This is a genomic window from Stenotrophomonas sp. P5_A9, assembly GCF_056400525.1.
Map to the genome: position 1 here is coordinate 1 of NZ_JBFULC010000023.1, position 18508 is coordinate 18508.

The 18508-nt window shown below is 66.9% G+C and carries 16 protein-coding genes; 6 read left to right on the forward strand and 10 right to left on the reverse strand.

Annotation, left to right across the window (positions count from 1 at the left end; translation table 11 throughout):
* The coding region (gene mreC / locus AC1DR7_RS09275; RefSeq protein ID WP_478076457.1) for a rod shape-determining protein MreC at nt 1-937 on the reverse strand (937 nt) is incomplete at its 3' end.
* 129 nt (nt 938-1066) lie between these two features.
* Nucleotides 1067-2113, reverse strand: a complete 1047-nt coding sequence (locus tag AC1DR7_RS09280; protein ID WP_038686189.1) for a rod shape-determining protein — start codon at nt 2111-2113, stop codon at nt 1067-1069.
* Between the two features lie 285 nt (nt 2114-2398).
* On the opposite strand from AC1DR7_RS09280, the gene AC1DR7_RS09285 reads away from it, so the two are divergent.
* The gene (locus AC1DR7_RS09285) at nt 2399-3337 is read left to right on the forward strand and encodes a carbohydrate kinase family protein (RefSeq protein ID WP_256777462.1); all 939 of its coding nucleotides are present in this window, start codon (nt 2399-2401) and stop codon (nt 3335-3337) included.
* A 410-nt stretch (nt 3338-3747) separates the two neighbouring features.
* Here the strand turns inward: AC1DR7_RS09285 and AC1DR7_RS09290 are convergent, their stop codons facing one another.
* The 5 genes from AC1DR7_RS09290 to ubiE form a co-directional block, all read right to left on the reverse strand.
* Nucleotides 3748-4386, reverse strand: coding sequence for an HAD family hydrolase (locus AC1DR7_RS09290; RefSeq protein WP_478051247.1), 639 nt, complete (start codon nt 4384-4386; stop codon nt 3748-3750).
* Nucleotides 4383-5114: a hypothetical protein gene (locus tag AC1DR7_RS09295; protein WP_457320668.1), complete on the reverse strand. Its 732-nt coding sequence runs from the start codon at nt 5112-5114 to the stop codon at nt 4383-4385. Before AC1DR7_RS09295 ends, AC1DR7_RS09290 begins: the two co-directional genes overlap by 4 nt.
* Nucleotides 5115-5630: 516 nt before the next feature.
* Nucleotides 5631-7559 (reverse strand): M1 family metallopeptidase, encoded by a 1929-nt coding sequence (locus tag AC1DR7_RS09300; RefSeq protein WP_478051249.1) that lies wholly within the window; start codon nt 7557-7559, stop codon nt 5631-5633.
* Between the two features lie 83 nt (nt 7560-7642).
* Nucleotides 7643-8506: a GGDEF domain-containing protein gene (locus AC1DR7_RS09305; RefSeq protein ID WP_457319063.1), complete on the reverse strand. Its 864-nt coding sequence runs from the start codon at nt 8504-8506 to the stop codon at nt 7643-7645.
* A 68-nt stretch (nt 8507-8574) separates the two neighbouring features.
* Nucleotides 8575-9336 (reverse strand): bifunctional demethylmenaquinone methyltransferase/2-methoxy-6-polyprenyl-1,4-benzoquinol methylase UbiE, encoded by a 762-nt coding sequence (gene ubiE, locus AC1DR7_RS09310; RefSeq protein WP_038686180.1) that lies wholly within the window; start codon nt 9334-9336, stop codon nt 8575-8577.
* A 109-nt stretch (nt 9337-9445) separates the two neighbouring features.
* Between ubiE and AC1DR7_RS09315 the strand changes: the two genes are divergently transcribed.
* The 4 genes from AC1DR7_RS09315 (at nt 9446) to AC1DR7_RS09330 (ending at nt 11320) form a co-directional block, all read left to right on the forward strand.
* Nucleotides 9446-9898: a nucleoside deaminase gene (locus AC1DR7_RS09315; protein ID WP_256777457.1), complete on the forward strand. Its 453-nt coding sequence runs from the start codon at nt 9446-9448 to the stop codon at nt 9896-9898.
* A gap of 214 nt (nt 9899-10112) precedes the next feature.
* On the forward strand, nt 10113-10403 hold the full coding sequence (locus AC1DR7_RS09320; RefSeq protein WP_457319064.1) for a hypothetical protein: 291 nt from the start codon (nt 10113-10115) through the stop codon (nt 10401-10403).
* A 62-nt stretch (nt 10404-10465) separates the two neighbouring features.
* Nucleotides 10466-10801 (forward strand): hypothetical protein, encoded by a 336-nt coding sequence (locus tag AC1DR7_RS09325; protein WP_256777455.1) that lies wholly within the window; start codon nt 10466-10468, stop codon nt 10799-10801.
* A 99-nt stretch (nt 10802-10900) separates the two neighbouring features.
* Entirely contained in the window at nt 10901-11320 is a 420-nt protein-coding gene (locus tag AC1DR7_RS09330) for a low affinity iron permease family protein (protein WP_478051246.1), read from the forward strand.
* Nucleotides 11321-11826: 506 nt separating this feature from the next.
* Here the strand turns inward: AC1DR7_RS09330 and AC1DR7_RS09335 are convergent.
* Genes AC1DR7_RS09335 through smeD form a run of 3 tightly spaced genes read right to left on the reverse strand, consistent with a single transcriptional unit; the run spans nt 11827 to nt 17596 of the window.
* Nucleotides 11827-13209, reverse strand: coding sequence for an efflux transporter outer membrane subunit (locus tag AC1DR7_RS09335; protein ID WP_457319066.1), 1383 nt, complete (start codon nt 13207-13209; stop codon nt 11827-11829).
* Nucleotides 13202-16402, reverse strand: coding sequence for a multidrug efflux RND transporter permease subunit SmeE (gene smeE / locus AC1DR7_RS09340; protein WP_457319067.1), 3201 nt, complete (start codon nt 16400-16402; stop codon nt 13202-13204). Before smeE ends, AC1DR7_RS09335 begins: the two co-directional genes overlap by 8 nt.
* Nucleotides 16403-16414: 12 nt before the next feature.
* Complete coding sequence (gene smeD, locus AC1DR7_RS09345) at nt 16415-17596, reverse strand: multidrug efflux RND transporter periplasmic adaptor subunit SmeD (protein ID WP_457319068.1); 1182 nt, start codon at nt 17594-17596, stop codon at nt 16415-16417.
* 219 nt (nt 17597-17815) lie between these two features.
* Here smeD and AC1DR7_RS09350 point away from each other — a divergent pair, with 219 nt between their 5' ends.
* Nucleotides 17816-18496 (forward strand): TetR family transcriptional regulator, encoded by a 681-nt coding sequence (locus AC1DR7_RS09350; protein WP_478076458.1) that lies wholly within the window; start codon nt 17816-17818, stop codon nt 18494-18496.
* Nucleotides 18497-18508 lie beyond the last annotated feature (12 nt).

Sequence of the window (18508 nt, forward strand, 5' to 3'; positions counted from 1 at the left end):
ACGCGGGGCCGGCGGTGGCGTCGGTCGGCGCCTGCTGCAGCGGCGTGGTGGCAGGGCCACCGGCTTCGCCTTGAAGCCGCAGGTTCGGCGGAATCCGGATCGCCGCGCCCGGGCGCAGCAGCAACACATCGCGGCCGCGATCCAGCTGCGCGGCTGGCTTCAATTCCCCCACCAGGAACGCGTGGGTGTCATCGGGCCGCAGCGCGGTGATCTTGCCTACCGGGAAGCCGGCCGGGAAACGCCCGCCCAGGCCGGAGGTGACGATCTCATCGCCCACTTCCACCCCCGCGCTGAGCGGAATGTCGCGCAGTTCCAGGGTGTCCCCACGCCCGTACACGATCAGCCGCACGCCGTTGCGCGCCACGGTCACCGGCACCGCGTGGTCCGGGTCGGTCAGCAGCAGCACGGTGGCATTGCTGCCGGTGGTGGCGATCACCTGGCCCATGAGGCCACCGGCATCGATCACCGCCTGGCCCAGGTGCACGCCGTCGCGGCTGCCGGCGGCCAGCACCAGGCGTTGCCGCACCGGGTCCAGGTCGATATCCAGGATCGGGGCCAGTTGCACGTCCAGGCCGCTGCGCTCGGCCACGTTGAGCAGTTCGCGCAGCTGCGCGTTGTCCAGCGCGGCGGTCTGCAGGCGGGTCAGGCGCGCGTTGGCGATCAGCAGCTTGTTGCGCAGCTCGCGGTTTTCATCAACCAGCTGGCCATGGCTGGCCGCGTTGTCCTTGACCTGGGTGCCCAGGCGGCCCGGCAAGCCGGCCAGCGCCCACACCGGCTGCACCAGCACGTTGGCCTGGGTGCGCAGACGCGACAGCCAGCCGGCCTGGTCGTCGAGCACGATCAGGGTGATGGCCAGGGCCAGGTAGGCGAGCAGCCGCAGTGGACTGGCGGCATCGCCCTGACGGGAGGCTACGGGGGGACCGGCGTAGGGCGGCACGACTGGCTTCGACTGGAGGACGACAGGAAGGGGATGCGACAACGCCCCGGCGCTGCGATGCCCGGCGTGGCAGGCACGCAGCGGGCATCACGCCGCAGGGGCGCGTCCATGGAACAAAGCGGGTGCCGCTTACTCCGGCGCAAAGAACTCGTTGCCGTGCATGTCCACCAGCTCCAGCGCACGACCGCCACCACGGGCCACGCAGGTCAGCGGATCGTCGGCCACCTGCACGTGCAGGCCGGTCTCTTCGGAGATCAGGCGGTCCAGGTCGCGCAGCAGCGCGCCACCACCGGTGAGCACGATGCCGCGCTCGGCAACGTCGGCACACAGTTCCGGCGGGGTCTGTTCGAGCGCCAGCTTGACCGCGCTGACGATGCCCGACAGCGGCTCGTGCAGGGCTTCCAGCACCTCGTTGGAGTTGATCTTGATCATCTTCGGCACGCCCTCGGCGAGGTTGCGGCCGGAGATTTCCATCTCGATCACTTCCGCCTGCGGGTAGGCGCAGCCGAGCTCGACCTTGATCCGCTCGGCGGTGGCTTCACCGATCAGCATGCCGTGGTTGCGGCGCACGTAGTTGGTGATCGACTCGTCGAAGCGGTCGCCGCCGATGCGCACCGAGGCCGAATAGACGATGCCGTTGAGCGAGATGACCGCCACTTCGGTGGTGCCGCCGCCGATGTCGATGACCATCGAACCGCGCGCCTCGGTCACCGGCATGCCGGCGCCGATCGCGGCGGCCATGGGCTCTTCGATCAGGAACACATCACGCGCACCGGCCTCCTCGGCCGATTCCTTGATGGCGCGGCGCTCGACCTGGGTCGAGCCGGCCGGCACGCAGACCAGCACGCGCGGGCTCGGGCGCAGGAAGCGCGACTTGTGCACCTTCTTGATGAAGTGCTTGAGCATCGCCTCGGTGTAGGTGAAGTCGGCGATGACGCCGTCCTTCATCGGGCGGATGGTGGTGATGTGGCCCGGGGTACGGCCCAGCATCTGCTTGGCTTCGGCGCCCACGGCAGCCACGGAACGGGTGCCACCAATGGCACGGTCCTGGCGCACGGCGACCACGGACGGCTCATTCAGCACGATCCCCTGCCCACGCACATAGATGAGGGTGTTGGCCGTGCCCAGGTCGATGGACAGGTCATTGGAGAACATGCCGCGCAGTTTCTTGAACATCTGGGTGTTGATCCTGAGGGGTGTCGCGCCCAACGCGGGATGGCGAAAAAATGGGCAGAATTCGAGGCCGACAAGCCTAGCAATCCCCCTGTGTGCGAGCAAGGACAAATCTGGTGCAAAGCCAGCCTTCACGGCCATTCAGCCGAAAATTTCCGACGCCGGACAGTCCCGGTTCTGGCCCAAAGCCGCCTCACCCGTTAACCTTTGCGCCGCAGGGCGCCGCAGGGCGCCGTTTCGTTGCCCGCCTGGCGGGCCTCAAACTCCTTTCCGCATAGGCCTTAATCGATGTCCGCTTTGATCTGTGGTTCTCTTGCCTTCGACACCATCATGGTGTTCCCGGACCAGTTCAAGAATCACATCCTGCCGGACAAGGTGCACATCCTGAACGTGTCGTTCCTGGTGCCGCGCATGCGTCGTGAATTCGGGGGTTGCGCAGGCAACATCGCCTACAACCTGCACCTGCTGGGCGGCGATCCGATCCCGATGGGCACGGTGGGCTCGGACTTCGGCCCGTACCGGGAGTACTTCCAGGGGTTGGGCATCGACCTGGCCCGGGTCAAGGTGATCGACGAGCTGTTCACCCCGCAGGCGTTCATCACCACCGACCACGACAACAACCAGATCACCGCCTTCCACCCGGGCGCGATGATGCGGTCCTACGAGAACCACGTGAAAGACGTGCCGGGCGTGACCCTGGGCCTGGTCGGCCCGGACGGGCGCGAAGGCATGATCCAGAATTCCGAGGAATTCTTCGCCGCCGGCATCCCGTTCATCTTCGACCCCGGCCAGGCCATGCCGCTGTTCAACGGCCCGGAGCTGCGCACCTTCATCGAGCAGGCCGACTACGTGGTGGTCAACGACTACGAGTCCAACCTGCTGCAGGAGCGCACCGGCTGGGACGAAAAGGCGATCGTGAGCCGGGTCAAGGCCTATATCACCACCCGAGGCCCGAAGGGCGCGGTCATCCACACCCCCGAAAAGACCTACGACATCCCGCCGGCGCACGAGCGCCGCGTGGTCGACCCGACCGGCTGTGGCGACGCGTTCCGCGCCGGCCTGATCTACGGCATCGAAAAGGGCTACGACTGGCTGACCATCGGCCGCATGGGCAACCTGATGGGCGCGCTGAAGGTCGAGCATCCGGGCACGCAGAACCAGCGTTTCACCTTTGATGAGTTCAACGAGCAGTTCAAGCAGCAATTCGGTTACGCCCTGAACGTTTGATCGCGGTGCGATCAAACGCTGTCCACGATTCGCCAGGGCGAATCGCGGGCCCCTCATCCCCGCGCCGTTGGCGCGCCCCCTTGAACATCAAGGGGGCTCTTGACCAGACGGTAGATCGGGACGTGTCTGGGTAGAGTCGGGCCATGCCCGGCTGCTTGCGGTTCCGTTGCCACGACGCCGTGAATCGCTCGCCGTCCCCGGCGGTAGGGTCGGCTCCGGATCGACCGCCGACCGCCGACCGTGCTGGCCACTGCTGGAACGCATGACGTTGGATCACGGCGGCTTCTGCCGTTACCGCGGCGCAGATCACTGCGTTGGTCGCGCCGATCGGTGATGACGGCGGTCGATCGGGATCCGACCCGACCGGTATCGCCGACCCGGCACAGCGCCTGCTCCGCCGGGGCCAGCGATCAGGCCGAGGGCCCCTGCCCTGCCCACTCCGCCAGCACGTCGCCACAATCGGCGCGATGCCAACATGCCAGGCCCGGCCACGGGTTGTCCGGCGCATTCACCAGCAGCGTGCGGGTGCCGGCGGCGCGGCCGCATTCCAGGTCGAAACGGTGGTCGCCGACCATCACCACCCGCTGCGGGTCGATCTGCCAGCGTTGCACGAAGTACTGCAGCCCCGCCGGCGACGGCTTGGGCGTGGCCTCGTCGCGGCCGACGATGTCATCGGCGCCGAACACGTCCGCCAGCCCGATCGCCTGCAGCGTCACCTGCGCCAGTTCGCGCGCGTTGCGGGTGAGGATGCCCAGTCGGCAGCCGGCGGCGTGCAGCGCGCGGACCAACGCCACCGCGCCGGGTGCTGCGCGTGCGCCCTCGGCCAGGTCGCGCTCATGGGCAAGCAGCCAGGCGTGTTTGGCATCGGCTTGGTCGGCCGGCAGCGCGGCCAGGTGGGCGAGGATGTCTTCCTCCAGCGGAATCGCCAGCGCACGCTTGATCTGTTCGAAATCGTGCACCGCCACGGTCAGCGTGCCGTCCATGTCGAACACCCAGTGATGCATCGCCGACAGCGGCAGCGCTGCCGGCGTCAGCGCTGCGCCGGTCATTCCCACCACTTCGGCATGCGGTGGGTGTCCACGCCACCGGTCTCGAACGCCGCCGTGCGGGTGCCGCCGGCCTTGACCGGGAATTCAATGCTGATCACCTTGGCCTTGCGCGCCAGCTTCCACAGCGCCTTCTGGTCGGTGATGAACATCGCGATGGCCTCGTCGGTCTTCGGCCGCCAGGCCGCCATCGCGATCGGCTTGCCGCCGTCCACGCTGACCTGCACCTTGCACTGCGGGCAGCGGAAATCACCGGCCTGCAGCACCAGGTAGGCGTGGCGCTTCCACTCCGGATGGTCGCGGAACACCAGTTGCACCGGCTTGGGGCCGCTACCGTCCACGTCCACGCGCGCCTTGCTGAAGATCTGCGCCGAGAACTGCGTTCCCTTGGTGCCGACAGGAATCTGGTTGTACTGCCACAGCCCCTGCATGCGGCGCAGGTCGCGGGCGGCGTCGCCCTTGGCCTGGACCTCGGCGAAGCCCGGCTCGATCCGCGCGGCCACGTCGGTGTCCTTGTACTGATCCAGCAGCGCGCCGCCGTGGATGCGTGCGCGCTCCCAATCCTGCGCGGCCACGGCCATATCGTATTCCTTGGCCACGCCTTCGGCCTTGGCTTCCTGCTGCGCCTTGGCGGCAGCGGCGGCGGCTTCCTGCGCCTTGCGTTCTTCCTCCGGGTTGCTGCAGGCAGCCAGCGCGAAGGCACAGGCGGCGGCCAGGATGAGTCGTTTCATTGCGTACTCCGTGATTGGCAAGGCGCCCGATGGCGTCACCCAACTACTGTATCGCCTGAGGCAGCGAAGAGCAGCCGGGCATGGCCCGGCTCTACCGAATCGCGGGATGCGGCGAAGAGCAGCCGGGCATGGCCCGGCTCTACCGAATCGCGGGATGCGGCGAAGAGCAGCCGGGCATGGCCCGGCTCTACCGAATCGCATGATGCGGCGAAGAGCAGCCGGGCATGGCCCGGCTCTACCGAATCGCGGGATGCGGCGAAGAGCAGCCGGGCATGGCCCGGCTCTACCGGTGCGCTACGCATGCCCGACCGGCATTGCGCCCGGCTTCGCGTGGTACCGGCCCGGTAGTGCCGAGCCATGCTCGGCAGCGGCACTCGCGCGGTACCGGAGCGGTAGTGCCATGCTCGGCAGCGGCACCACGCGGACAATAAAAAAACGGCGGGTTTCCCCGCCGTTTCCAGGCATTGCGTCGCACCGTAGCCGCTGGCCGGGGATGCCCCCGGCCAGCGACGGGCATTATTTCGCGCTTGCCTTGTCCAGCATGTCCTGCACCGAGGCGGTGGTGATCGGGTGGTAACCCGGCTTGGCCTTCTCGAAGGCTGCCTTGGCGAACGCCAGGCCTTCGGGCGTCTTCACCAGTTCGGCGTAGATCGGCAGGATCAGCTTGCGGCGACCGACGCGTTCGATGAAGGCCGCGGCCGGCTCATTCGCTTCGGTGTAACCGCTGCGGATGGCCAGCGGATACCAGCGCATCGCGATTTCGCCATTGGCGGTACCGGTGAAGTGGTAGGCCTTGTCCAGCGCCGCCAGCTTGTCCACCGGCAGGGTCTTGCCCAGGCCGTCGATGAAGTGCACCCATTCCTGGGTGACCCACTCGCCGGTAATCTGCGCGCTGGGCAGCGTGCCACTGCCCTGCCACGCAATGCGCGCGGTATCGACGATGGAGAAGTTGCGCGAGCGGGCCTTGGTGGCGAACGCCGGGATGCCTGGCTCGTCCAGCCACGCCTTCAGCTCGGCGTCGGTGACCGCGCCGGGCTTCTTGTCGAGCAGGTTCTTCTTGAGGTACACCACGAACTGGTCGGTGTTGGCGCTCTGGAAGGCATGGTCATCGAACCAGCCACGCAGGAACGGATCGAACGTTGCACGGCCGAAACGCTGCTCCAGGAACTGCAGGAACCACGCGCCCTTGACGTAGGCAACCTGGCTCAGCGCATCGTCCGGATCACGCTCGGTCAGCGGCGGCAGCGCCAGGGCCTGGTCGGCCGGGCTCATGTCCTTCACTTCGGCGAGCAGATCGTTCTGGTCGATCTCACGCTCCATCTCGGCCATCTCCTGGCCGTACAGCGCCTCGGTGATGCGGCTCTGTACGTAGGTGGTGAAGCCCTCGTTGAGCCAGATGTCCTTCCAGCTGGCGTTCGTCACCAGGTTGCCCGACCAGCTGTGCGCCAGTTCATGGGCGACCAGCGAGACCAGCGACTTGTCACCGACGATCACCGTCGGGGTGGCGAAGGTCAGGCGCGGGTTTTCCATGCCGCCGAACGGGAACGACGGCGGCAGCACCAGCATGTCGTAGCGGCCCCAGCGGTATTCGCCGTAGAGCTTCTCGGCGGCACCGATCATTTTCTCGGTGTCTTCGAACTCCTTGGCGGCCTTGCCGACCATGGTCGGCTCGGCCCACACGCCGGAACGGCCGGAGATCGGCTCGAACACCAGGTCGCCGGCGGCGATGGCCAGCAGGTAGGACGGGATCGGCTGCGGCATCTTGAAGGTGTAATCACCGTCACGCGCGGCCTTGGGATCGTTGTCGGCGCTCATCAGCACCATCACGTCCGGGCGCGAGACCACGTGCGCGCTGTAGGTGAAACGCACGCTCGGGGTGTCCTGCAGCGGCACCCACGAACGGGCGTGGATGGCCTGGGACTGGCTGAACATGAAGGGCAGCTTCTTGCCCTCGGTCATGGACGGCTCCAGCCACTGCAGGCCCGACGCGGTCGGCGCGGTGTGATACGTGATCACGACCTTGGACGGCTGATCCGGGGCCTCGATGCTCAGCTTGCTGCCGAACACCTTGTCGGCCGGGGCCAGCACGAAGGGCAGCGGCGCGGCCTTGCCGTCGGCGGCGATCGCCTCGACCTTCTCCACGGTGAGTTCGCGGGTGTCCAGCACCAACTGCTTGGCCGCCTTGTCCTTCCACTCCAGGGTGTAGGTGGCGGTGCCGCCGATCTGCTTGCTGTCGAAATCCAGCTTCAGGTCCAGCGCCAGGTCCTTGACCACGACCTTGTCCGGCTCGGCGTAGGAACTTTCGTCATGACTGCGGCTGTCGGCTTTCATGGCAGTGCTCGCCGGGGCGGTGGCAGTGGGCGCGGCGGTAGGTGCCGCAGGTTCTTTGGAACAGCCGGCGGCCAACGCCACGGCCAAGGGAATGAACAGGAACGGAGATCGCATGGACATCGGGACCGATCAGGGTGAAACGACCAGTTTACCCCTGTAAGCGCCACCCGGCAGCGCAGCTGCGACGCGTTGCGTATTCAGTCGCCATCGCAGCACAGACGGGCACCGCCTGCGTACTTGGCCCGGTACATCGCCGCGTCGGCGCGCCGGTACAGTTCGCGCAGGTCTTCGCCGGCGCGGTAGCCGGCCCCACCCGCACTGGCCTTGAGCGGAATCTCCTCGCCGACGATGCCATCCATCGCCTGCAGCCAGCGTCGCAGGCGTTCGCAGGCCACCTCGTGGCTGGCGTGCACCGCCAGCACGAACTCATCGCCGCCCCAGCGCCCGATCCAGTCGCCGGGCTGCAGCCACTGCCGCGCCGATTCCACCAGCCGCACCAGCACCTGGTCGCCGACCAGATGGCCGTGGGCATCGTTGATCGGCTTGAGGTTGTCCAGGTCCACCACGAACAGGCTCAGTGGCTGCCGACGTGACTGCGCCTGCCGTGCCGACTCGGCCAGCGCCTGCTCACAGCCACGACGGTTGAGCGCCTGGGTCAGCGGATCCAGCAGCACGCTGCGGCGCAGGTCGCGCAGGCCGGCATCGACCCCATGCAGGTTGCGGTTGATGCTGCGCAGCAGCCGGCCGATCTCGTCGTGGCCCAGGTCGGGCAGATGCGGCAGGCGCTGTTCGTCGTAGTAGGCCTCCAACGCGTCGGCGGCCTGGCGCAGCGGCGCCATCAACCGGTACAGCGCCATCATCGCCATCCCCGTGCCGACCACGGTGGCGGCCAGCACCACCCCGACCACCGTCCACATCGTGTCGCGCTGGTAGTGGCCGGTAAAGGCGAGCCACAGCAGCAACACCAGCAGCGGCACATGCAGGCCGACAAACACCACGCTCATCAGCTTGGCGCTGAACGAGCGTGGGAAGACGCGGGCCAGGCCGCGGTACAGACGCATGGCAGGCCCTCTGTGACAGCCTGCCCGCAGTGTGACCTAGCGTACCCAGCCGGAACCGGAACTGGATCTCAAACCTTGTAGCCGGAGTGAATCGAAACGATGCCGCCGGTCAGGTTCTTGTAATGGCAGCGCGCGAAGCCCGCCTCACCCATCATGGTCTTGAGCTGCTCCTGCGGCGGGTGCTTGCGGATGCTCTCGGCCAGGTACTGGTAGCTGTCGCCGTCACGGGCGAACAGCTGGCCCAGCTTGGGCAGGATCTTGAACGAATGGAAATCGTAGATCGGCTTGAACCAGTCCGCAGTGACCTCGGAGAACTCCAGCACGCGTGCCTGGCCCCCCACCTTGAGCACGCGGTACATCTCGCGCAGGCCGGCGTCCTTGTCGGTGACGTTGCGCAGGCCGAAGGCGATGGTGACCAGGTCGAAGCTGGCGTCCGGGAACGGCAGCGCCTCGGCGTTGCACTGGACGTACTCCAGGCCCTTCACCAGGCCCCGGTTCATCAGCCGGTCGCGGCCGACAGAGAGCATGCCGGCGTTGATATCGCCCAGCACCACCTCGCCCTCGTCACCCACCCGCTCCTTGATCAGCGCGGCGATGTCGCCGGTGCCGCCAGCCAGGTCGAGCACGCGGTCGCCCGGCTTCACCTGCGCGGTGGCCACGTAGTAGCGCTTCCACGCCCGGTGGATACCCAGGCTCATCAGATCGTTCATCAGGTCGTAGCTGCGCGCGACCGAGGTGAACACTTCGCCCACCAGCTTCTGCTTGTCCTTTGCAGCGACGTCGCGGAAGCCGAAGTGGGTGGTGCCAGTCTTGTAGGGGGATTCGCTCATGGGTGGATTATCGCACCGCTGGCAGCGCTGCGGCACCSGGGGGCTGCGACCCGGTGCCGCAGCGGCGGCGGGCCACTATCATGGCGGTCCAGATACGTATGGAATGCCCATGATCACCACCCCCGACTACGCCGCCCTGCTTGAAACCGCCATCGCCGAAGCCCGCCAGGGCCTGGCCGAGGGCGGCATCCCGATCGGCGCGGCCCTGTACCACACCGATGGCCGCCTGCTCGGCTGCGGCCACAACCGCCGCGTACAGGAAGGCGACCCGTCGGTGCACGGGGAGACCGACGCGTTCCGCAAGGCCGGCCGCCAGCGCCGCTACCAGGACACCATCATGGTGACCACGCTGGCGCCCTGCTGGTACTGCAGCGGGCTGGTGCGCCAGTTCAACATCGGCACGGTGGTGGTGGGCGAATCGGTCACCTTCCAGGGCGGCATCGAGTGGCTGCGCGAGAACGGGGTCAAGGTGATCGACATGCAGAGCCAGGCCTGCATCGACCTGCTGGGCGGCTTCATCTCGGCACACCCCGAGGTCTGGAACGAAGACATCGGCGAGTGAGCGAAATGCGCTGCGACGTCGGGTCGCAGCGCGCCCACTCTGAACGCTTCAGTTGCCGACAGGTACGTGAACACGCTGTGCCAGCAGCGTCTTGCGCGCAGGAACGCCCGCAGCAGGCACACCTGCAGCACCCCGTGCTTACGCGGTGCTAACAAACCGGCCGCCGCGACGGCCTATGGTGGGGACACAGGGGCAACAACGTCGAGGAGACGTCATGAACGCCCGAATACGCCCCGCCGCTGCCCTTGATCCCGCGTTGTCCGCGGCCTGGGAGCAGCTGCAACGACACTACGCGGCGCATCAGAATTCCGCGCCCTTCTGGAGCGCCTACCAGGCCATCCAGGACGCGTTGACGCACCGTCATCCCCAGCACCGGATCGATGTGTGCAACCGACTGGCCACCCTGGCCGAGCGCCTGGGCGTGGTGGATCACGCACAGCTGCTGGCCGAGCGCCGGCCTGAACGTGTCAGTGCCGACCGCCACGCAGGCTCCACGCCTTCATAACGTCGCATGCACTGCGCTTTACGCACTCTTGCTGGACTCCCTTCTTGCATATCGAAACAACCATGTCTTCCGCCCAGATTTCCATCCCCGCCGTGATCGACGTCGACGCCGAAGTGGCTTACTGGCGCCAGCGCCATGCCGACGGCAACCTCGGCACGGGCTCGTTCGGCCATTACGTACCGTGGATCAAGTTCGCCTGCGATTCGCTGATCACTCAGCCGCGCGCCACCGATGAGCAGCGCGATGAGATGTTCCAGACCCATTACGCGCTGCAGATCATGCCGCGCCTGAGCGAAGAGCAGGCCCGCGTGTTCGTCGAGCAATGCTGGGAACATGTGTACCTTGCCAGCCGTCACGACGTGGCCTCGCGCCCGCGTCTGGGCGCCGCGCGCGCCTGATTGTTCCTGTGCGCTGGCGGCTGCCGACCCGCCGTCACTGCACGATGCGTACACGGCGCGCGGCCAATGATGAGGCACCTTCGCTACCCGTAGTACCGCATGAAACTGCGCAGTGTGTTCAACCTGGTCGCCAAGAAGGCGTCGTATGCCGCCGGCACGCCGTGGACCTTCCTGGCCGCCGTCACGATCGTGGTGCTGTGGGCGCTCAGCGGCCCGATCTTCAAGTTCAATGACACCTGGCAGCTGGTGATCAACACCGGTACCACCATCATCACCTTCCTGATGGTGTTCCTGATCCAGCACAGCCAGAATGCAGACGCCGCCGCCGTCCAGATCAAGCTGGACGAGCTGATCCGCGCCACTGCCGAGGCCAACAACGAGCTGCTCGACCTGGAAGAACTGGACGAGACGCGGCTCGAAGAAATCCGCAGTGAATACGAGCGCATGGCACGCGAAGCGGGCGATGCGCTGGAACGAGCACGACGCTGCCACGGCGACGGACGCGCCGACGACCGTTGATCCGGGGGTCCATAATGCCGGAACAAAGAGCAGCCGAGCATGGCTCGGCACCTGCCTCCGGCGCCAGTCATCCGAACGGCGATACGTTGCGTCTGCAACGCAGAGCAGCCGAGCATGGCTCGGCTCTACCCGAAGCCAACCGCCGCGACGCACCCGGTAGTGCCGAGCCATGCTCGGCAACCGCGCACCGCGCGGCACCTGCCGCTGGCGCCAGTCATCCGAACGGCGATACGTTGCGTCTGCAACGAAGAGCAGCCGAGCATGGCTCGGCTCTACCCGATGCCAGCCGTCGCGACGCACCCGGTAGTGCCGAGCCATGCTCGGCAACCGCGCACCGCGCGGCACCTGCCGCCGGCGCCAATCACCCGAACCGCGATACGTTGCGTCTGCGGCGAAGAGCAGCCGAGCATGGCTCGGCTCTACCCGATGCCACCGCCGCGCCGCACCGGTAGTGCCGAGCCATGCTCGGCAACCGCGCACCGCGCGGCCCCTGCCGCCGGCGCCGATCACCCGCGCTCGTGCCAACCGCCGCCCAACACCTTGTACAGCGCCACCTGATTGGACTGCTGCGCCAGCTGCGTGCTGACCAGCGACTTGCGCGCGGTGTACGCGGTGCGACGTGCATCGAGCAGGGTCAGGAAGCTGTCCAGGCCGGCATCGTAGCGGGCCTGCGACAACGTCTGCGCCTGCTCGGCGGCAGCCACCAACGCCTGCTGCGAGGCCAACTGCGCATCCAGGCTGTCGTTGAGCACCAGCGCATCGGCGGCCTCGCGGAAGCCGGACTGGATCGCCTTTTCGTACTGGGCCAAGGCGATGTCCCGGTCGGCGGTGGCCACGCCCAGATTGGCGCGCAGCTTGCCGCCCTGGAAGATCGGCAGGTTGAGCTTGGGCATGAAGCTCCACACCCGCGTGCCGCTGTCGAAAAGACTGGACAGCTCCGAGGAGGCCGAACCGATACTGCCGGTGAGACTGATCGACGGGAAGAAGGCCGCGCGCGCCGCGCCGATGTTGGCATTGGCCGAGAGCAGCGTGTGCTCGGCAGCCATCACGTCCGGGCGGCGCAGCAGCACCTCGCCGGGCACGCCGGCCGGCAGCGGACGCAACGCCGCCACCTCGGTCACCTCGGTGGTCGGCAGCAGGGTGTCATCGACCGGCCCACCGGCCAGCAGCACCAGTGCATTGCGGTCCTGCGCGACCTGCCCGGCGAAGCGGGCCACATCGGTGCGCGCGGTTTCCACCAAGGTGCGGGTCTGGCTCAGCTCCAGTGCCGAAGCACCGCCGAGCTGGCGGCGCGCCTCGGTCAGGCGCAGCGAATCTTCATAACTTGCCAGGGTGGCCTGGGCGATGCGCAGCTGTTCGTTGTCCGCGCCCAGGGTGAGCCAGGCATTGGCGACCTCGGCGACCAGGCTCAGCTGCGCGCTGCGTCGATTGGCCGCTTCGGCGAAATACTGCTGCAGGGCGGCCTGGCTGAGATTACGCACCCGGCCGAACAGATCCAGTTCGAACTCGACCACGCCCAGATTCGCGCTGAACTGTTCGCTGACCGGCGCATCGCCGCCGCTGCGGGTCATCTGCCCCTGCACGCCCACCGCCGGCACGCGGTCGGCGCGCTGGATGCGGTACTGCGCGCGTGCCTTTTCGACATTGAGCACGGCCACGCGCAGGTCACGGTTGTTGTCCAGCGACTGGTTGATCACCGACTGCAGGCGCGGATCGACGAAGAAATCGCGCCAGCCGATGTCGGCCACGTCGACCGTGCCGGCAGCAGCCGCGGCGGGCCACTGCGCCGGGATCGCCGGGGCGACCTCGGTGCTGCGCGGCACCAGCGAGGCGCAGCCGGACAGCGCCAGCGTCACGGCCACGGCGAGCAGGGAGGGAAGCTTATTCATGCGGACCACCTTCGGCCTTGTCGCCGTTCTGGGTCAGCGCCACCGGGGCGGTGCTGTCATCGGTTTTCGTCGGCGGCGTGCCGCCACGATTGAACACCCGCTGCACCACCACGAAGAACAGCGGAATGAAGAACACACCCAGCAGCGTGCCCACCACCATGCCGCCCAGCACGCCGGTACCGATGGCCTGCTGTGCACCCGAACCGGCGCCGGAGGCGATCGCCAGCGGCAGCACGCCCAGGCCGAACGCCAGCGAGGTCATGATGATCGGGCGCAGTCGGTCGCGCACGGCGTGCATCGTCGCGTCGATCAGGCTGGCACCCTTCTCCAGGTTTTCCTTGGCGAACTCCACGATCAGGATCGCGTTCTTGCTGGTCAGTCCCACCGTGGTCAGCATCGCCACCTGGAAGTAAATGTCGCGTTCCATGCCACGCATGGTGTTGGCCAGCACCGCGCCGAGGATGCCCAACGGCGCCACCAGCAGCACCGAGGTCGGCACGCTCCAGCTTTCATACAGCGCGGCCAGGCACAGGAACACGATCAGCAGCGACAGCGTGTACAGCAGCGGCGTCTGCGAACCGGCCTGGCGTTCCTGGTAGGACAGCGCGGTCCACTCGATGTCGAAGCCGGCCGGCAGCTGTTTGGCGAGCTTCTCCACTTCGCTCATCGCATCACCCGAGGCCACGCCGGGCGCGGGCTCGCCCTGGATCTCCATCGCCGACACGCCGTTGTAGCGCTCCAGCCGCGGCGAACCGTAGTCCCAACGCTGGCTGGCGAAGGCCGAGAACGGCACCATCTCACCGGCCGTGTTCTTGACCGACCACAGGTTGAAGTCTTCCGGGTTCATCCGGAACGGCGCATCGGACTGCACGTACACGCGCTTGACCCGGCCACGGTCGATGAAGTCATCGATGTAGCTGCTGCCCCAGGCCGCGGCCAGCGTGGTGTTGACCGCCTCCAGCGACAGCCCCAGCGCGCTGGCCTTGCCGACGTCGATGTCGATGCGCAGCTGCGGGGTGTCTTCCTGGCCATTGGGGCGCACGTTGGCCAGCAGCTTGCTCTGCCCGGCCATGCCGAGCAGCTGGTTGCGCGCGTCCAGCAGGGCCTGGTGACCGGCACCGCTGGTGTCCTTCAGGAAGAAGGTGTAGCCCGAACCGATGCCCAGCTCCGGCATCGCCGGCGGCGGGAAGGCGAAGATGAAGGCGTCCTTGATGCCGCCCAGCGCAGCCATCGCACGGCCGGTGATCGGCATCGCGCCCTGGTCCTTGTCGCGCTCCTTCCAGTCCTTGAGCTTGACGAAGGCCATGCCCGCGTTCTGGCCCATGCCGGCGAAGCTGAAACCCTGCACCGAGAAGATCGACTCGATGGCATCGGCCTCGTTTTCCATGAAGTGCTTTTCGAGCTTGTCGATCGACTCCAGCGTGCGTTCCTGGGTGGCGCCGACCGGGGTCTGCACCAGCGCCATCAGGATGCCCTGGTCTTCATTGGGCAGGAACGAGCTGGGCAGGCGCATGAACAGCAGGCCCATCACCAGCGCCAGCGCGGCAAACACGCCCATGAAGCGCCACGGACGCGCCAGGATGCCGCGCACGCCGCGCTGGTACTTCGCACTGGAGGTGTCGAAACCCCGGTTGAAGGCATTGAAGAAACGACCCGACCAACCCGTGTGGGCGACATGGTGCTCGCCCTTCTTCAGCGGCTTGAGCAGGGTCGCGCACAGCGCCGGCGTCAGCACGATGGCAACCAGCACCGACAAGGCCATCGCCGAGACGATCGTGGCCGAGAACTGTCGGTAGATGACGCCGGTGGCGCCGCTCATGAAGGCCATCGGCACGAACACCGCCGACAGCACCAGGCCGATGCCGACCAGCGCGCCGGTGATCTGGCTCATCGATTTGCGCGTGGCCTCCAGCGGCGACAGGCCTTCCTCGGACATGATCCGCTCGACGTTCTCCACCACCACGATGGCGTCATCGACCAGCAGGCCGATCGCCAGCACCATCGCGAACATGGTCAGCATGTTCACCGAGAAACCCAGCGCGGCCAGAATGCCGAAGGTGCCCAGCAGCACCACCGGCACGGCGATGGTGGGGATCAGCGTGGCGCGGAAGTTCTGCAGGAACAGGTACATCACCAGGAACACCAGCACGATGGCTTCGATCAGGGTCTTGATGACGCCCTTGATCGAGACCTGCACGAACGGCGTGGTGTCATACGGCACCACCGCCTTCAGCCCGGCCGGGAAGTTCGGCTGCATTTCATCCAGCGCCGCACGCACACCGGTGGCGGTGGCCAGCGCGTTGGCGCCGGTGGCCAGGGTGATGGCGATGCCCGAGGACGGCTTGCCGTTGTAGCGGGTCACAAAGTCATACGACTCGGCGCCCAGCTCCACCCGGGCCACGTCGGACAGGCGCAGTTCGGCACCATCCTGCGCGCTGCGCACAATGATGTTGCGGAACTGCTCGGGGGTCTGCAGGCGGTCCTGCGCGTTGATGGTGGCGTTGAGCTGCTGGCCCTTGATCGACGGCGCGCCGCCGAGCTGGCCGATGGCGACCTGCGCGTTCTGCGCGGTGATCGCCGCGATCACTTCGGCGGTGGACAGCTTGTAGGTGTGCAGCTTGTTGGGGTCCAGCCAGATGCGCATGGCGTACTTGCCACCGAACACCTGGATGTTGCCCACGCCCGGCACGCGGCTGAGCGGATCGACGATATTGGAGCCGACATAATCGGAAATATCGTTGGCGTCCATGCTGCCGTCTTCGGACACGAAGCCGAGCACCTGCAGGAAGCCGCTGCTGGACTTGGCCACGTTGATGCCCTGACGCTGCACTTCCTGCGGCAGCAGCGGCATGGCCAGCTGCAGCTTGTTCTGCACCTGCACCTGGGCGATGTCCGGGTCGGTGCCGCTCTGGAAGGTCAGGGTGATTGTCGCCTGGCCGTTGGAGGAGCTGTTGGAGGAGAAGTAGATCAGGCCATCCAGGCCCTTCATGTTCTGCTCGATGATCTGCGTCACCGAGTCTTCGACCACCTTGGCCGACGCACCCGGGTAGCTGGCGCTGATCTCGACGGCCGGCGGTGCCACTTCCGGGTACATCGACACCGGCAGCTTGAGCACCGCCAACGCACCGGCGAGCATGATGATGATCGCAATCACCCACGCGAAGATGGGGCGATCAATGAAATAACGTGCCATGGAATTCTCCGGTTACTGCTGGGCGGCGGCGGCCGCCGCCGGCGCGGCGGCCGGCTTGGCCGGGGTCGCGCCCATCTCGGTGGCCTGCACGGGCATGCCCGGCTGGATCTTCTGCAGGCCTTCGACGATGACCTTGTCACCGGCCTTGAGCCCGTCTTCCACCAGCCACTTGTTGCCCAGCGAACGGCTGACCTTGACCGGCCGCACTTCGACCTTGCCGTCCTTGCCCACCACCATGGCGCTGGTATCGCCCTTGGGATCGCGGGCGATGCCCTGCATCGGCACCAGGATCGCGTTGTCGCGCACGCCGCTGCCGACCTGGGCACGCACGTACATGCCCGGCATCAGCACCTGGTCGGGATTGTCGACCTTGACCCGCAGCGCGTAGCTGCCGGTGGTCGGGTCGACGCTGACTTCGGAGAATTCGAGCGTGCCCTTGTGGTCGAACGGCGTGCCATCGTCGAGCAGGATCGTCACCGGCAGGGTCTGGTTGTCCTGCAGGCGGCCACTGGCCAGTTCGCGGCGCAGCTGCAGCAGTTCGCTGGCCGACTGGGTCAGGTCGACATAGATGGGGTTCAACTGCTGCACGGTGGCCAGCGCATCGGCCTGGCCCGCGCTGACCAGCGCGCCCTGGGTGACCGAGGACTTGCCGATGCGGCCGCTGATCGGGGCGGTGATGCGCGCATAACCGAGGGTGACGTTGGCCGCATCGAGCGCGGCGCGGGCGGCACCGACATCGGCTTCGGCGGTCTTCAGCGCGGCGATGGCGTTTTCGTTGTCCTGGGTGCTGACCGCCTCGACCTTGGCCAGCTCACCGATGCGCCTGGCGCTAAGGCGCGCGGCATTGGCGGTGGCTTCGGCGCGGGCAAGCTGGGCGCGGGCGCTGTTGGCCTGGGCGCGGTAGCTGGCGTCATCCAGTTGGTATAGCGCCTGCCCGGCGGTGACCAGGCCGCCTTCGGTGAACAATCGCTTGGCGACGATGCCACTGACCTGGGGGCGTACTTCGGCCACCAGGAAGGCGTTGGTGCGGCCCGGAAGCTCGCGGGTCAGGCCGACCTGCTCAGCCTTCAGCGTGGCGACGGTGACCTGACCGGGGCCGCCCTGGGGGCCCTCCTGGCCTCCACCACCACAGGCGGACACGGTCAAGGCGATCGCGAGGGACAGCGCGAGGAGACGGTATGGGGATCGGGACATGGTGGGGGCTCACGGCAAACGAAAAGGGTCGCCCGAAGCCGGATTCTCGCGATAAAGCGAAGAAAAACAGTCCACAGGACGGCAAAGTGCTGCAAATCCATGGGTTGCGGCCGTTTTTCGGATACGCGCGGTCCACACCGAGGATCAGTGGGATGGAAATATACATACATGCATGTTTGTTTGTAAAGCGGTACAATTCAGGTCGGTTTCATCCAGCAATTGCACAGCGCCATGGCCAGAAAAACCAAAGAAGAGGCGCAGGCCACCCGCGAGGGCATCCTCGACGCGGCCCAGGTCTGTTTCCATGAATACGGGGTCGCGGGCACCAGCCTGGCGATGATCGGGGCGCGCGCGGGCTATACGCGCGGCGCGGTGTACTGGCACTTCAAGAACAAGACCGAGATCCTGACGGCGATGATCGATCGGGAGCGGGTTCCGTTCATCGAGCGATTGCGGCGGACGACGTCGTCCAAGCGCTCCACGCCGGTGCTGGACCTGCGCTCGGCGTTGCTGGTCTCCTTCCAGGAGCTGGCCGACGATGAGCGGCTGCGCAACATGATGGAGATCATGCTGCGCAACGATCTGTCGGTGGAAAGCCAGGCGATGCAGGAATTGCAGCTGGAGGCGTCGCGCGAAGAGCTGGGCATTTTCGCGGCGGCGTTCCAGCGCGCGCGGGAATTGGGCCAGTTGCGCGAGGGGGTGGACGTGGACACGGTGGCGCGGATCGTGAGTACGAGTCTGACCGGGGTGTTGTACAGCGCGATGCTGGAGCCGGAGCTGTTCGAGATCCGCCGCGATGGCGCCGAGACGCTGGATGCGATCCTCAGTGCGTTCGTGAAGCCGGGTGTGTTCACTCCGGGCGCGGCGCCGACGGCGTTGCCTACTGAGGATGAGGCTTAAGGCTTGAGGCTT